General features: G+C 62.5%; 12 protein-coding genes. 8 read left to right on the top strand and 4 right to left on the bottom strand.

Annotated elements, in window-relative coordinates; translation table 11 throughout:
• Positions 1-72: 72 nt before the first annotated feature.
• The 4 genes from ACF0H6_RS11060 to ACF0H6_RS11045 form a co-directional block, all read right to left on the bottom strand.
• Positions 73-1227 carry a hypothetical protein gene (locus ACF0H6_RS11060; RefSeq protein ID WP_395249639.1) on the bottom strand — a complete coding sequence of 385 codons (1155 nt, stop codon included), beginning with the start codon at positions 1225-1227 and terminating at the stop codon, positions 73-75.
• Between the two features lie 124 nt (positions 1228-1351).
• Positions 1352-2608 (bottom strand): hypothetical protein, encoded by a 1257-nt coding sequence (locus ACF0H6_RS11055; protein ID WP_395249638.1) that lies wholly within the window; start codon positions 2606-2608, stop codon positions 1352-1354.
• On the bottom strand, positions 2598-3332 hold the full coding sequence (locus tag ACF0H6_RS11050) for a TIGR03943 family putative permease subunit (protein WP_395249637.1): 735 nt from the start codon (positions 3330-3332) through the stop codon (positions 2598-2600). The genes ACF0H6_RS11055 and ACF0H6_RS11050 overlap by 11 nt, the downstream gene beginning before the upstream one ends.
• Before the next feature lie 7 nt (positions 3333-3339).
• A complete protein-coding gene (locus ACF0H6_RS11045; protein ID WP_395249934.1) occupies positions 3340-4392 on the bottom strand; it encodes a permease in 1053 nt (350 codons plus the stop codon).
• Positions 4393-4885: 493 nt separating this feature from the next.
• On the opposite strand from ACF0H6_RS11045, the gene ACF0H6_RS11040 reads away from it, so the two are divergent.
• From ACF0H6_RS11040 to ACF0H6_RS11005, 8 genes are all read left to right on the top strand, one after another.
• Positions 4886-5077, top strand: a complete 192-nt coding sequence (locus ACF0H6_RS11040; protein WP_395249636.1) for a hypothetical protein — start codon at positions 4886-4888, stop codon at positions 5075-5077.
• 16 nt (positions 5078-5093) lie between these two features.
• On the top strand, positions 5094-7283 hold the full coding sequence (locus ACF0H6_RS11035) for a polysaccharide deacetylase family protein (protein ID WP_395249635.1): 2190 nt from the start codon (positions 5094-5096) through the stop codon (positions 7281-7283).
• A gap of 468 nt (positions 7284-7751) precedes the next feature.
• Positions 7752-7844, top strand: a complete 93-nt coding sequence (locus tag ACF0H6_RS11030; protein WP_395249634.1) for a potassium-transporting ATPase subunit F — start codon at positions 7752-7754, stop codon at positions 7842-7844.
• Between the two features lie 6 nt (positions 7845-7850).
• A complete protein-coding gene (kdpA, locus tag ACF0H6_RS11025) occupies positions 7851-9518 on the top strand; it encodes a potassium-transporting ATPase subunit KdpA (RefSeq protein ID WP_395249633.1) in 1668 nt (555 codons plus the stop codon).
• On the top strand, positions 9515-11653 hold the full coding sequence (gene kdpB, locus ACF0H6_RS11020; RefSeq protein ID WP_395249632.1) for a potassium-transporting ATPase subunit KdpB: 2139 nt from the start codon (positions 9515-9517) through the stop codon (positions 11651-11653). Before kdpA ends, kdpB begins: the two co-directional genes overlap by 4 nt.
• 9 nt (positions 11654-11662) lie before the next feature.
• The gene (gene kdpC / locus ACF0H6_RS11015) at positions 11663-12274 is read left to right on the top strand and encodes a K(+)-transporting ATPase subunit C (protein WP_395249631.1); all 612 of its coding nucleotides are present in this window, start codon (positions 11663-11665) and stop codon (positions 12272-12274) included.
• Positions 12275-12331: 57 nt separating this feature from the next.
• On the top strand, positions 12332-15013 hold the full coding sequence (locus ACF0H6_RS11010; protein ID WP_395249630.1) for a DUF4118 domain-containing protein: 2682 nt from the start codon (positions 12332-12334) through the stop codon (positions 15011-15013).
• Positions 15010-15687, top strand: coding sequence for a response regulator (locus tag ACF0H6_RS11005; protein ID WP_395249629.1), 678 nt, complete (start codon positions 15010-15012; stop codon positions 15685-15687). Before ACF0H6_RS11010 ends, ACF0H6_RS11005 begins: the two co-directional genes overlap by 4 nt.
• Positions 15688-15690 lie beyond the last annotated feature (3 nt).

Here is a 15690-nt window from a genome sequence, read left to right as displayed (position 1 = left end):
GCGGGCTGGCCGAAGGCGATGTCCGCCATGGCGGTCGCCAAGCACGTGTTTGCCGAGTCGCCAAGGGCACCTTCACCGTGGCTTCCGCTGGCCCATCATTTGCGGGTCGTCCGGATTAACTTCCTTGGCAGTACGGTTCTTCGGCCGTTGCGGCAAGATCGGCTCGGACGCGAAACGTCGCGGGCCGCTCCACATCGATGGCGGGGCGTCAATCGCGTAGGCGATACCGTAGGCGACCCTTTCGTAGTTGACGCGCCAGCCCCTGAAATGGGGCCACGCTTGCTCCGCGGTCACCTCCACCGGGTAGTCGACGGCTCGTAAGAGTTCCACTGCTGATTGGAAATCTTCGAACGTCACGGCGATGGGTGAATCGGGGTCCGGATCTTCGTCGACCGGGATACGAATGGCCCGCGCCACTTGATTCAGGCAGGTGAAACCCATCCGAAGTACCAGCCGTGCCCTGGTGCTCGGTGCAGACCGCGGACTCAAGGAAAGCTGCAACGCAGCTGCGTCCATCACGCTAAGGAGCGAGTTGAGCCAGTTCGATAGCGGCGCGGGCGAACGAAACCATACCAAGGTGAGGTACGTGCTGTGCGACTCGGCCACGTCAGCGGCCCAACGCTCCCACGTGCGGTAGAGCTCGCTTAGCTCGCTTGTACTCGTTTGAGCGGCCATACCAAACCGTGTGCGCACCAGAAGCTCCGGTCCCCATGCGGGTGAGCCTGCTCGCGATACCAGAAGGGTTACCTCAGCTTCACGTCTGTTGAAGGCCGCATACAGCGTTGGCAGGTAACCAATTTGCAAAGCGATGACAATCAAGCCGGTATACGCGGCAACGTAGACCAATATCGTGTTGCCGACATTCGACGGTGCAGCGTAGCCGAGGGTGAACATCGCAGAGCCCGCTTCGGTGGCGGCTTGCCAGATGTCACCGTCGACGAAGGGAAGGAGCAGGAGGCTGAACGAGAAATCGAACAGGATCACCCATACAAGCAGACGGACGAATAGCGACATCGGAGACTGCCAGGCAAGGATCCGATCCCGCACTTCGTACGAGGTGACGTGTTTTGTGATGACAAGAAAGACCTTTATCGTGGCCAGGCCGGTCACCCGCGAAAGGGAACTGCGGAGCGGGCGCGGCACGATCAGCGTTCCGATCACGCTCATCCAGGTCAGGAGCAACCCAACCATCCCGACTGTGAAAGCCGCCCAAACGATTACAGCCAAGAGGTTCCTTCGACAATGCCGTGCACCGATTCAGCCATTGTCCAAAAGGGGGGACAAAGCTGGTGAGGCTCGTATCATTCATGGCCCCCTCGGATCTTGTCAAGAGCGCTGGGGTGTGGAGCTTTCAGCCGCACCAGTTGGGAAGAAATCCAGGAACAGTTTTTAGGACAGCTCCTGTTTTCAGGTCCACGAGGTCGGTTCGCATAGGGGACGGCTCTGGGCGGACAGGGTATTGGTCCCCGGCGTATTGTGGGGCTGCTGTTTCGACCGAGAGGTAGTCGCTGGCCGGGGAGACGCAGACATCCAGGAGTCGCGACCAAGCCGGGTCCGGCTGGAAGATCATGTGTGTGCCGTTCTTGGCGGTGAGGGTGACGACGGAAGCCTCCTTGCCGGCGTCGTACCTTCTCACGACCTGGGCGTATTTGCCGGAACTGTCGAGGATCACAGGCTGGCCGGCGGACGTGGTGGCGCCCTGGGTCGAATCGGGCGCGATAATGCCGGGGAGGGCCAGCGACGACAGCGCACCGGTCGCGAGATTGATGGTGAAATACCGTGGCGGGTCTATGCCCACTTTGAGCCCAGGATCGCTCACCGCGAGTTCATTCGTGCCGGGAACGAAGCCGAGGATCCCGGCATGCGTGCCCAGGGGAGACACTTTACCGTCGCTCAGCGTGTCTATCAGGAACATGGAGCGATCCTCGGTTTGCGCTATCACCGTTGCCGTGCCGGGGACAAAGCGCCAGTCCGCAGCGGAGACCGTGCCGTTGATTCCCTGGACTGCCCGCGGAGCCGTGGAGGGTGTGTCAACGTCGTACACGAACAGCGTTTTCCAGTTCTTATCGTTGGCGGACGATCCTGTAAAGGTGAAACCGATCAGGTGTTTGGATCCGGCCACATTGAGGTTCGCTACCGTTCCCAGGCTCGGCAATGGAACCAGCGTCGGGGATCCGCCGTTGAGGGGGACCAGTTCCAACGAGCTGGTGTTGTCGTCATTGAGCGTGACAACCGCGAGGGCGGACGGGAGAACGGCATACTCCTGAATGCGGGGCGCGCTGACAATGACGACGCCCTGATCGGCGGCGGAGAGGCTTGTGCCGCGAATGGTGTCCGGTTTCTTTACCCCCGCGTTGTCTTTGCCGGTGTCGCGCTGCAAGGTGTACAGCGCGAAGTCCGCTGCGGCTGACGAACGGGGCAGGGCCGAAATCGAGTTGGGGTGCGGCAGCTTCGCAAGGTTCGCGGCGGTAAGCGCGCCGGCAAGCAACGCGAGGATCGTTATGGTGCCGTAGAGGCGCCGAATGAAACGGCGCCTGGCCAAGAGTGCAGCCGCTGCGGCAATGGCGGCGTTCCGCTTTGCAGACGAAGGGGCCCGCTTAGTAGACATAGGGCTGCGCCGGCTGTGTGGTGGGAGTGATGGAATCCGGTATCAGCACGATTGTCTCGCGACTGGCTGCGTTCGGGTTGGCGCGGAAGGTACTGGTGACCGTGACCCAGCTGTCGGTTTTGTACTCGTTTTGCCACCCAGGGTGATAGACGGGAACGCCGATCGGTTGGGCGTCGACAGCACAGCATGTCACCACAAAACGGGCGATGAAGAAAACATTGGGATCAGTCTTGTCCGGGGTGATGAACCCGGTGATCTTGGCAGTCTTGTCTGCGAAAAAGTCCTGCCCGGCGCCGGACCGAAGCAATGATGCCCAGTCCCTCACCGTGAAGGAAGAGTAGTCGCCTTTGCTGGGAAGGGCGGGCGCTTTAAGCGTGAGGGCGGACGCCGAGCCGTTGAGGTCCCGCTGGGCGACAGTTGCAGTTGTAAGGGTCGACGGCGGCAGGATCAGCAAGGCGACGACGGCGGCGGCGATGGTCAACATGCTTCCGATCGGCCACAACCAGCCCCATCGGCTTCGGCCGTCGTCGTGATCGTGCTCCTCCTGGGCGGTGGGAGCCAAGGCGAAGGCCGCTAATGCGAGCACAGCGGCGATCACGGCCATGATCATCGTGAACACGAAATACCGCGGATGGATATACAGGGCGAGCTGACCCGTCATGCCGAGCCAGATGGTTGCAGTGAGGCCGATAAGGCTGAGAACCACGCCCTGCCAACGGCACACGAGCCGCCTAATGAACATAATTGACCGCCAATCCGAGTACCGCCGCGCAAAGCGCCACCAGCAAGCTGAGCTGCAGAAGGGTCTTGGCGCTGAAAGTGGTGCGCATCAGGGCGAGCATTTTTACGTCGATCATCGGCCCGAAAACGAGGAAGGCCACGATGCCTCCCGGCATGAAAGTCGCGCCGAACGAGAGGATGAAGAATGCGTCAACGTTCGAGCAGATGGCCACGACGAACGCCAACAGCATCAACGCCAACACAGACCACACGGGGTTGCTGCCTAGGGCCACCAGCACTTCGCGTGAAACCGCCACCTGGATCAGCCCAGCCATGCCTGCGCCAATAAACAAGGCAGGCATCATTGCGCGCGTCTCCTGCGAGAACATCTGCACGCTTCGCCTGACCCGCCCGGCAGCGCCGGCATGATGGTCTGCCAATGTACAAGTCTCCTGGAACCGGGCGGTCAGCAGATCCTGGGGGCGCGGGTGCCGGCTGTAGATCCAACCGACAAGATTTGCGATGAAAAAACCGCCCAGGATGCGCGAGACCAGGATGCTGCTGTCCCAGCCAAATGCCTGCGCCGTGGTGACGATGGTTATGGGGTTCAGGATGGGCGCTGCGAAAAGGAAGGTCATCGAGTCCGCAACCGTGAGCCCCTTAACCACCAGCCCACGGGCCAGGGGAACGTTCCCGCATTCACACACGGGCAGCAGCATGCCCAGGAGCGAGAGCAACAGCCGTCGCAACAGCGGACTCCGGGGCAGGCGACGGAGCAGCAGGCCTTCGGGCAGCCAGATCTGGACGGCGATCGAGAGCACGATCCCGAGGAAAACGAAGGGCAGGGACTCGACCACCACACTGATCGACAGTGTGGCAAAGTCACGGGCCGCGTCGGGCAGCCCAAAGCTTGCCGACGTCGACGGGGCCAGCAACCGCACGACGGCGAGTAACGCAACGAAGGCGAGGCCGACGACTAATCCGACGGCAGACTTCGATGTTGAAGCTCGGACAGGGCTTTTGTGCTCATGTGCCGGCTGTGCGCTTTTGTCGACTGCGGGCAGCGTCACAGGCACTCCTTACTCCTCGGACGCGGTTGGACGAGCCTGACCGGAAGGGGGCTGGGAACACCGACTGTACACGCCGGGCGCTTGCGCGACTAGCCTCTGGGCCTAGGCGGAAAACGAGCTTCCAAGTAATCCCGAAATGCCGCCGCAGAAGTAGAGTGGCCGGCCAGAAAGACAGGTAGCCGGCACTCATGTCGCTGCTTTGGAACGAAGGTACCTTGAGGAGCGTCGGCCAACCGGAGGGTACGGGGGCCGGACGAAAGAACGCCCGTTCCGGTTTCGTTCGGGCCATCTCCCTGGGGACATGGGTCGACAAGCCGCATCGTGAATCGAGTCAGGTCCCATGAAACAATCCAGGCACAGCGTCCCGAAGGACCAGCTTCTCGAACAGAGGTCTGCGCTCGCCGCAGATCGATGGGCGGTAGCGGATGTTCCGGAGCGGGGACAGCCCTGAAAAATACCTAAAGCCGGCCGGAGAGCTGCTACGGCAATGGGCACAGTGGTACTTGTCTTGGTGACATTCCTCAGCGCGGTCATACTTGCTCCGGCAGCGCACGCTGCCGCCCTCGTCACTGTGACGCTGACGTTCGATGATGCCCATATCGACCAAATGGCTGCGGCGGCCTACATGAATTCCAAGGGTCTGCACGGAACATTCTTCACGCCGTCGGGTTTTTCTTAATTCCGACATATTGCATATGAACACCGCGCAGGCACTCGCTCTGCAAACAGCAGGAAACGAGATTGCCGGGCACAGTATCACTCACCCCGACTTGGCCTACGCCGACACCGGTGAGGTCACCCGGCAGGTGTGCGACGACCGCACCAATCTGACCAACATGGGATTGCGCGTAACGAACTTTGCGTACCCGTACGCCTCATCGACTCCAGCCATTGAGACCATCGTTCAACAGTGCGGCTATAACAGCGCCCGCGGATTGGGCGATATCGCCAGCCAGATCCCCGCGTCAGCGGGCATGCCACTGGCCGAGACCATCCCTCCTGCCGACCCATATCTGACGAAAGCGCCGGACCAAATCGACAGCACGTGGACATTGCAGAACATGAAGGACCTGACCCTCAAGGCCGAGCCCGCCGGCGGCTGGATGCAATACACGTTCCACCACATCAACGTCGCGAATAATCCACTCAACGTGTCTACGGCAAACTTCAATGCCCTCATCGATTTTCTGGTGGCGGAGCAGGCCGCAGGACGGATTGTCGTCAAGACTGTCGACCAGGTGATTGGGGGCACGGTCAAGAGCAACCCCGCCGGGCCGCCACCACCTGCGCCCATCACCTCGGGGAATCTGATCCGCAATCCCGGTTTTGAGACCGCCGGTCCTGTTGTCGGAGGGGCGCCTTCGTGCTGGGTTCCAGGATCTTACGGTAACAACACCTACACCTACAGCACGGTGACTGCGGCCCACACAGGCACTGCTGCCGAACAACTGGTCATGACCACCTACGCGGATGGGGACGCTAAAGTACTGCCCCCGCTTGATACCGGGCAATGCACACCATCAGTGACGCCGGGCAAGAGATACACGATGTCTGCTTGGTATAACTCCACGGCGAATACCCAATTCGAGGTCTACTACAGATTGGGCCAAGGCAACTGGCAGTACTGGACGTCGAGTCCGCTCTATCTACCCTCAGCTGCATATACCCAAGTGACCTTTACGACTCCACCGGTCCCACCAGGCGCTACGGCCATGACCATGGGCCTGACGCTCATCAGCACGGGAACGCTGGTCACCGACGATTACAGCTTGACGGAGACGGTCTTGACGCCGGGCGCTTTCCAACCCCTGACGCCGGCACGATTGCTTGACACGAGATCCAGTAGTGGTCCGGTGGCGCCCGGTGGGACGGTTTCCTTCCAAGTGGCCGGCGTCGATGGAATCCCGGCAAGCGTTTCAGCGGTGACCTTTAACCTGACGGTTGCGAACCCAACCTCATTCGGGTTCGTCACTGCCTACGCTTCCGGCACTGCGAGACCTAACGCGTCCAACCTGAACTATGCGACGGGGCAAATCGTCCCGAATAGCGTTACGGTTCCGGTTGGCGCGGACGGCAAGGTCACGCTGTACAACCAGTCCTCCGGTACCGCGCAATTGATAGCCGACGTGTCTGGATATTACGTTGCGGGAGCGGCGGTTGCCCCTGGGGCATTCCAACCGATCGCACCTACCAGATTCCTGGACACGCGCAACAGCACGGCGGTGCCGCCCGATGGAACCGTGTCGTTCCAGGTTGGTGGAGCAAGTGGAATTCCGGCAACCGTTTCGGCAGTGACCTTTAACCTGACTGTTGCGAATCCCACGTCGTTCGGGTTCGTCTCGGCCTACGCTTCCGGCACCGCGTTACCTAACGCGTCCAACCTGAACTATGCGACGGGGCAAATCGTCCCGAATAGCGTTACGGTTCCGGTTGGTTCGGACGGCAAGGTCACACTGTATAATCGGTCCTCCGGTACCGCGCAATTGATAGCCGACGTATCCGGGTACTACTTAGCGGGAACGGCGACGCTTCCGGGTACCTTCCAAGCGATCGCGCCTACGAGATTCCTGGACACGCGCAACACCACCGCGGTCCCGGCCAATGGAACCATATCGTTCCAGATTGCTGGCCTGAGTGGAGTCCCGGCAAGCGCAGTTGCGACGATTTTCAACCTCACCGTCGCCAATCCGACGTCGTTCGGCTTTGTTACTGCCTATCCTTCCCGCGCAGTACTGCCGAATGCATCGAATCTGAACTATTCGACCGGGCAAATCGTCCCGAACAGCGTCATCATTCCAGTCGGGGCCGATGGAATGGTCAAATTGTTCAATGCCTCGTCCGGAACTGCGCAACTCATTGCCGACGTATCGGGGTATTTCCTCTAAGCGAACTCCATGAGGTGCCACGCTAGCGCATGAACTGCTCCCCGGAAGTTGGACCGAAATATTCGGTTCCCACTCCCGGGGAGCAGTTTTGCGCATGCGTTTAGCTCGCTGTCCGGGGTCCGGCGAGAACGAAGATGCAGAAGAAATATGTGAGAGCGTCGGGACGGGCCCGCCGACGTCGGGCGCTGGGACGGTTTGGAAGGGCCGGGAGGGGCGGGGAAGGGGGTATTAAGACCCCGTCAAGATCAGCCCGGACCGTGTTAAGGAACCGTTAGGAACGACTTTTCGCCGCTTGCCAAGGAGTTGACTGGCAGCAGCCCCGCAAACGGGGCGCGGATGAAAGGACGTTCCAGTGGCCGACGTGGCTGTTGTGGGGATCTTCGTGGTGTCCATGGGGATCGTGATGTGGATAGCCCACCTTTTGGGGAAAATCGTCGACGGCGACGGGCCGGTGAACGGGCAGTGAGCGTGGACGCCATCATGTGGTTGGTCCTGTTCATTGCAGGCCTGTGCCTCTTCGGCTACTTGTTGGCCGTCTTGATCCACCCGGAAAAGTGGTGATGGCGGATGGTTTTCAGCATTGCCTCCTTCATTACCCAAGTAGGGGTCCTGCTTCTGTTGCTGGTCTTGGTGCACAAGCCGCTGGGCGTCTACCTCGCCCGGGTGTTTGAAGGCGAGAAATCGACCCGGGCGGAGCGGTTGTTCTACCGGCTGTCCGGCGTGGACCCGGGCACCGAGCAGAGCTGGGCCATCTACCTGCGAAGTGTCCTGGTCTTCTCCGCCGTGTCCATCCTGCTGGTGTTCCTCCTCCAGCGGCTCCAAGGCGTCCTCCCCGGGAACAACTCCTTGCCAGGTGTGGACCCGTGGACGGCAATGAACACAGCCATCTCCTTTGCCACCAACACCAACTGGCAGACCTACGTCCCTGAGTCCACCATGGGGATCTTCGTGCAGATGTGCCTCCTGGCCGTGCAGAACTTCCTCTCCGCCGCCGTCGGAATTGTGGTGGTGGTCGCCCTGATCCGCGGCATCGCGCGGACCCGGACGGACAGGTTGGGTAATTTCTGGGTGGACCTGGCCCGCACCTCCTTCCGCGTGCTGCTCCCCATGGCTGTTCTCGCGGCCGTTGTGATGGTCATCGGCGGTGTGGTGCAGAACTTCTGGTCCACAGATGTCACCAACCAAGCCGCGGGTATCACACAGACGATTCCCGGCGGTCCGGTCGCTTCGCAAGAAGCCATCAAGATTTTGGGAACCAACGGCGGCGGCTACTTTAATGCCAATTCGGCGCATCCATTCGAAAACCCCAACGTGTTCATCAGCATGTTCGAAGTCTTCTTGATCCTGCTGATCCCCTTTGCGCTGCCATATGCCTATGGCCGCATCGTGGGGGACCAGCGTCAGGGGTACACGGTGGTTGGGGTTATGGCTACGCTCTGGTTGGGCTCCACCGCGCTGATGGGCTGGGCCGTCGCGTCCGCCCAAGGAACAGCAACCGCGGCTGCCGGCGGTTTGGGTGAGGGCTTCGAGCAGCGCTTCGGCGCAGCGCAGAGCTCGATTTTCGCCACGGCCACAACGTTGACGTCCACAGGGGCCGTCAACGTTGCCCACGATTCCCTGCCGCCCCTGGCCGGTGGAATGGCCATGGTGAACATGATGCTCGGCGAGGTGGCCCCTGGTGGCACCGGATCAGGACTCTACGGCCTCTTGATCCTCGCCATCGTGTCCGTGTTCATTGCCGGACTCATGGTGGGCCGCACTCCGGAATTCCTGGGCAAGAAGATCGGACCCCGCGAGATGAAGCTGGCGGCCATGTACATCCTGGTGACGCCCACCGTGGTGCTGGCGCTCGCCGGGATCACGGTCCTGCTTCCGGACGCCATGGCCAACGCTCCCGCCTCCGGGCCGCACCAGTTCAGCGAAGTGCTCTATGCCTTCACCTCCGGAGCCAATAACAACGGCTCGGCCTTCGCCGGGATTACGAGCTCGGGACCATATCTGTCCGCGATGCTCGGCGTCGACATGCTGTTGGGCCGCTATCTGCCCATCGTGCTGGTGCTTGCCTTGGCTGGTTCCCTGGCAAAACAGCCCAAGATCCCGGCGTCGTCCGGCACTGTCCCGACCCATGGTTGGCTCTTCGGTTCCCTCTTGCTCGGCGTCACGTTGATCATGACCGCCCTGAGCTACTTCCCGGCCCTTTCCCTAGGCCCCCTCGCAGAAGGACTCCTCAAATGACCCGGTCCAGCACGGTATTCGCCAAGGACACGGCTGCCCAGACTTACGCAGACGGCAATCCCCTGGGTACTCCCGGCGAGCACAAACACCACACCAAAGCTCCAGCCAAGCTGGACTTCGCCAGCATCCGGAGCGCCCTACCTGTTGCGGTGAAGAAGCTAGCGCCGCGCCAGATGATCCACTCTCCCGTGATGTTCACCGTGCTGGTGGGTGCGGCCCTTTGTACTGCCATCTGCATCGTCAAACCGGCGGTGTTCAGCATCGCGGTCACGGTCTGGTTGTGGCTGACTGTGCTATTCGGGACCTTGTCAGAGGCGATCGCCGAGGGTCGCGGCAAGGCCCAGGCAGATAGCCTCCGTGCCAGCCGGAAAGGCGTTGTTGCCAGGCTCCGCTTGGAGGATGGCACCCTCAAAGAGGTGCAGGGAACGGAACTGCGGAAGAATGACGTCGTCATCTGCGAAGCCGGGGATGTCATCCCTTCCGACGGCGAAATCGTCGAGGGCCTGGCGAGCGTGGACGAGTCCACCATCACGGGTGAATCGGCGCCCGTCATTCGCGAATCCGGTGGCGACCGCTCCTCGGTAACCGGGGGCACCAAGGTCCTTTCGGACCGGATCGCCGTTCGAATCACTGCCGAGGCCGGCGAAACGTTCATTGACCGGATGATCAAGCTTGTTGAAGGCGCCGTCCGGCAAAAGACGCCCAACGAAATTGCCCTCCACGTCCTGCTGGTCTCCTTGACCATCGTGTTCCTGGCGGTCACCGTGAGCTTGGCGCCGTTCGCTTCCCTGGCGGGCGCGACGCCGTCGCCGATCGTGCTGGTGGCGCTGCTTGTCTGCCTGATCCCCACCACTATCGGGGCGTTGGTCCCGGCCATCGGCATCGCCGGTATGGACCGCTTGGTGCAGCACAACGTCCTGGCAACCTCCGGCCGCGCGGTGGAGACCGCCGGAGACATCACCACGCTCCTGCTCGACAAGACCGGCACCATCACTTACGGCAACCGCCGCGCGATCAACTTCTTCCCGGCCCACGACGTCGACCGGACGGAACTCATCGAAGCGGCCCGGCTCTCCAGCCTGGCTGACGAAACACCCGAGGGACGTTCCATTGTGGAACTCGCCGTGGAAAAGGGCGTCGGCGGCCCGGAACTGCCGGAGCTCCTGAAGGGCTCGGAGGAGTTCGCGGTAGTCGAGTTCAGCGCAAGCACCCGCATGAGCGGCCTGGATCTCGACGGGCGGAAGATCCGCAAGGGCGCCGCGTCCGCCGTCGCGGCCTTCGTTGCCGAGGCGGGCGGGCTGACGCCTCCCGAAGTCGACCGCAAAGTGCGCGAAATCTCGGCCCAGGGCGGGACCCCGCTGTTGGTGGCCGGCGTCGCGGACGACGGCGGAGCCCGGGTTCTGGGCACCATCCACCTCGCCGACGTGGTCAAGCCGGGCATGCACGCCCGCTTCGCCGAACTGCGCAAGATGGGTATTCGGACCGTCATGATCACAGGCGACAACCCGATTACCGCGAAAGCGATCGCCGCCGAGTCCGGCGTCGACGACTTCGTTGCCGAGGCCACCCCGGAAGACAAACTCGCTGTCATTAAGGACGAACAGTCGCAAGGTCGGCTCGTGGCGATGACCGGCGACGGCACCAACGATGCCCCGGCATTAGCCGCGGCGGATGTCGGCGTCGCGATGAACTCGGGCACTCCGGCCGCCAAGGAAGCCGCCAACATGGTGGACCTCGACTCTGACCCCACCAAGCTCATCAACATCGTGGGCATCGGCAAACAGCTGCTCATCACCCGCGGTGCCTTGACCACGTTCTCGGTGGCCAACGACGTCGCGAAGTACTTCGCGATTGTTCCGGCACTGTTCACAGGCGCATTTCCGGGACTCGGCCTCTTGAACATCATGGGCTTGGCTTCGCCTTCCTCGGCCATCCTTTCCGCCGTGATCTTCAACGCACTGATCATCATCGCCTTGGTTCCGCTCGCCCTGCGCGGCGTCAAGTACCGCGCAGTCTCGGCAAGCCGGGCCTTGGCCAGGAACCTCGCGATCTACGGACTCGGCGGCCTCGTGGCACCCTTCATCGGGATCAAGCTCATCGACCTGCTCATTTCCCTCATCCCCGGCATCGGCTAGGAGGCCACCATGAACACCCTTTCCGGCTATCTTCGGCAGGCAGGAACCGCCCTGCGGTTTCTGCTCCTTGCCACCGTTGTCCTTGGATTGCTCTACCCGTTGGCGATTTTCGGCATCGGGCAGGCCGTTGCACCGTTCCAGGCCAATGGCTCCATCGTGAAAGACGCAAGCGGAAAGCCCGCGGCTTCGGCGCTGATCGCGCAGGTCTCCGCCGATAAATCCGGCACCCAGAGTCCTCTGTGGTTCCATGCGCGTCCCTCGGCGGCCAAGTGGGACCCGGGGGCGTCCAGTGCCAGTAACCTCGGTCCCAACGATTCCAACCTGCTCGACGCCGTCAAAGCAAACCGCGCCGCCGTCGCCGCCGCAGAGGGGGTCAAGGAGTCCGACGTCCCCGCCGACGCCGTGACGGCGAGTGGTTCCGGGCTGGATCCGCAGGTCTCGGTGGCCTACGCCCGCCTCCAAGTACCCAGGGTGGCGACGGCGCACGGACTGAGTCGTGAAACGGTCCAGGCCATGGTGGACCGGCGCACGATGACTGGACTTGAAGCCTTCCTGGGGCAGCCGTCCGTCAACGTCACGGAACTGAACTTGGACGTAGCCGCAGCGGCGCCGACCAAGTGAAAGGGGCTGTCTTCGCGGCAAGGGGCCGCTGCGTTCAACAAGTGAAAGAATGACCACATGGCACGGGCAACGTTGCGTATTTTCCTCGGGGCGGCCCCGGGAGTCGGTAAAACCTACGCCATGCTCGAAGAGGCCCACCGGCTGAGCGGGCGCGGTGAAGACGTGGTGGTGGCTTTCGCTATGGACCATGGACGCAGCGACACCCGTGCCTTGATGGACGGATTGGAAGTCATCCCGCCGCGCACCGTCGCGTACCGGGACACCGCCTTCGAAGAGATGGACGTCGACGCCGTCCTGACTCGCAAGCCGCGGACCGCCGTCGTCGACGAGTACGCCCACTCGAACATTCCCGGAAGCCGCAATTCCAAGCGCTGGCAGGACGTTGAGGAGCTGCTTAACGCAGGAATCAACGTCCTCTCGACCGTCAACGTGCAGCATCTGGCTTCCCTCGGCGACGTCGTGAGCGCCATCACCGATGTCCGGCAGGCAGAAACAGTGCCCGACGACGTTGTGCGGCGCGCCGATCAAATCCACCTTGTGGACATCTCACCGGAGCTGCTGCGGCAGCGGCTGGGCGACGGCAAGATCTATTCGGCGGACAAGATCGACGCCGCGCTGTCCAACTATTTCCGGCTCGGCAACCTGACCGCACTCCGGGAACTGGCCCTGCTCTGGCTGGCCGACCGCGTCGACGAGGGGCTCGCGAAATACCGCTTGGAACAGGGAATCGAGGCGAGCTGGCCCACCCGGGAACGCATAGTCATTGGTCTCACAGGTGGCCCTGAGGGGGAGGTGCTCGTCCGCCGGGCTGCCCGGATTCTCAAGCGCGTCAACGGCGGCGACTTGCTCGCCGTGCACGTCCGCGCCGCGGATGGCGTGGCCGCCGAATCGCCGCAGGCCCTCGAAGCCCAGCGACTTTTGGTCCGGGATTTAGGCGGGAGTTATCACATTGTGGCGGGGGAGGATCCCGCGAAGGCCTTGTTGGACTTTGCCCGCAGCGTGAACGCGACGCAGATCGTCGTCGGGATTTCCCGACGGCGGTCCCTGGCCGGGAGGCTGACCGGCCGGGGAATCGGCAACCGGGTGGTGCGGGACTCTGGCGACATCGACGTGCACATGGTTTCGCATCCCTTGGGCGGCCGGGGCGTCGACCGTCCGCGGCAGCGGGACTTTGGCCGCGTCAGGGTGATTGTTGGCTTTGCGATGGCCGTGGTTCTGCCGGTGATCCTGCAGCTCCTGCTGGCCGCGAGCCCAACGCACAACATTACGACTGCTGTGCTTCTCCAGCTGACCGGCTCGGTTGCAGTGGCTCTGGTAGGTGGGTTGTGGCCCGCCCTCCTTGGTGCCCTGTGGAGCAGCCTTTTGGTGAATTTCTTTTCCATCCCGCCCGTGGGCACCCTGACCATCAGCGACCCCGAGAACATCCTGGCATTGCTGGTTTTCGTGGGCGTTTCAGCCGCTGTGGCGGCCGTGGTGGACGTCTCGGCCCGGCGTTCCAAAGAGGCCGCTCGGGCCAGGGCCGAGGCCACCACGCTGGGTGATCTCACTCGTGGGGCATCGAGTGCAGAGGACACGGTGGAAGGGCTCTTGAAGCAGGCACTGGACGTGTTCCAGATGCGCGGGGCGGCGTTGTTCAGGGCTGTGGGTTCTGCTGGCGCGCGTTCCGCTGCTGCGGGTTCTGCGGTCTCCGCCGATGCGGCGAATGGCGGCTGGCGCCTCGTCGCGAAAGCCGGGGAGGCTGCGCCGGCGGCTCCTGACGGCGGCGACAACACCGAGCAAATCGATGCCGGAACCCGCTTGGTTCTATCCGGCCGCATCCTGCCTGCCAGCGATCGCCGCCTGCTCAGCGCCTTCGCCGCGCATCTTTCGGCGCAACTCGAGCGGCGGCAGTTGGCTGCAAGTCGCCGCGAAGTGATGCGTTTAGCCGAGAGCAACACGATGCGCACGTCCATTCTCCGCGCCGTCTCGCACGACCTCCGGACTCCGCTGGCCGGAATCAAATTGGCGGTGGGTGGCTTGCGGCAGTCGAATGTCCAGTACACCCCTGAGGAGGAACAGGAACTGCTGGCAACCATCGAGGAATGCTCTGACAGGCTCGACGTGCTCGTGGGGAATCTCCTGGACATGTCCCGCATTACGTCGGATTCGGTGAACGCCCTCATCCGCCCCGTGCGCTGGTACGAAGTGATTCCGGCGGCCCTGCATGGTGTACCGGCCGGGCGCGTGCGAGTTGACCTGCCGGGAAATATGCCGGAGATCGATGCCGACGCCGGGATGCTGGAACGGGTCATTGCCAACATCGTGGAGAACGCGATCAAGTACGCCCCGGATTCCGATGTAGTGCTGGTCGGGGCCGCCGGCGGACTCAGCTCCTCAACCCTGAACGGGCGGCCGTCCGGAGAACTCTGCATCATCGATCACGGCCAGGGAGTTCCGAAGGGAAGCGTCGTCAGGATGTTTCAGCCGTTCCAGCGCCTTAACGACGTACCGTCCACCACCGGGGTCGGTTTGGGGCTCGCCGTGGCCAAGGGATTCACCGAAGCGATGGGGGGCACTCTCACCGCGGAAGAGACTCCTGGCGGTGGCCTGACTATGGTCATCCGGCTTCCACTGTCTACCGGGATCACGTTCCCACAGGACGAAACACAGGCTCCCTTGGAAGCGCAATCGGTTCTCTTGGAACGCCGGCACCGGCCGCCGTCGGGCAGTCCCAATGATCCCTCCAGGGAGGCGAGATGAGCAACGTCCTGGTAGTGGACGACGATCCCCATATCGTCAAGGCTTTGCGGATTACGCTCCAAGCCCACGGTTACACCGTGGCCACCGCGTCCGACGGCGAATCAGCCTTGCGCTCTGCGGCCCAGCATCCGGTGGGGGTCCTGATCCTTGACCTCGGGCTGCCGGATATCGATGGAACCACTGTCATCACGCGCCTGCGGGCGTGGAGCAGTGTGCCCATCCTGGTGCTCTCGGCCCGCCATGGCTCCGACGACAAAGTTGAAGCCCTGGACGCGGGTGCGGACGACTACATCACCAAGCCGTTTGGGCTCGATGAGCTTTTGGCGCGCCTCCGGGCCATCCTGCGACGCACCGCCGATCCGGGCGAAGCACTGCCGGTGTTGGTCACCGAGTCGTTCACGGTGGACTTGGCCATGAGGCGCGTGACGCGCGACGGCGAGGATGTCCGGCTCACGCCGACCGAATGGAGGATCCTGGATCTCTTCGCACGGAATCCGGAGAAGCTGATTACCCAACAGCAGCTACTCAGTGAGGTTTGGGGTCCGGCGTATGCCAAAGAAGCCAACTACCTGCGCGTGTACATGGCCCAGCTCCGCCGGAAACTGGAACCAGAACCCGGGAATCCTCGCCACCTGATGACCGAGGTGGGAATCGGGTACCGGTTCATGCCGTGATTT

Origin of the sequence: Arthrobacter sp. NA-172 (assembly GCF_043952055.1) — a bacterium.
GTDB lineage: Bacteria > Actinomycetota > Actinomycetes > Actinomycetales > Micrococcaceae > Arthrobacter.
Note: the sequence above shows the minus strand (reverse complement) of the source record. Positions and strands in the feature narration are given on the sequence as shown.

Coding starts and splice junctions, on each gene's coding strand:
- ACF0H6_RS11055 (WP_395249638.1), bottom strand. CDS start 2,608: ATGTCTACTAAGCGGGCCCCTTCGTCTGCAAAGCGGAACGCCGCCATT.
- ACF0H6_RS11010 (WP_395249630.1), top strand. CDS start 12,332: ATGGCACGGGCAACGTTGCGTATTTTCCTCGGGGCGGCCCCGGGAGTC.
- ACF0H6_RS11035 (WP_395249635.1), top strand. CDS start 5,094: ATGAACACCGCGCAGGCACTCGCTCTGCAAACAGCAGGAAACGAGATT.
- kdpC (WP_395249631.1), top strand. CDS start 11,663: ATGAACACCCTTTCCGGCTATCTTCGGCAGGCAGGAACCGCCCTGCGG.
- ACF0H6_RS11005 (WP_395249629.1), top strand. CDS start 15,010: ATGAGCAACGTCCTGGTAGTGGACGACGATCCCCATATCGTCAAGGCT.
- kdpA (WP_395249633.1), top strand. CDS start 7,851: ATGGTTTTCAGCATTGCCTCCTTCATTACCCAAGTAGGGGTCCTGCTT.
- ACF0H6_RS11040 (WP_395249636.1), top strand. CDS start 4,886: ATGGGCACAGTGGTACTTGTCTTGGTGACATTCCTCAGCGCGGTCATA.
- kdpB (WP_395249632.1), top strand. CDS start 9,515: ATGACCCGGTCCAGCACGGTATTCGCCAAGGACACGGCTGCCCAGACT.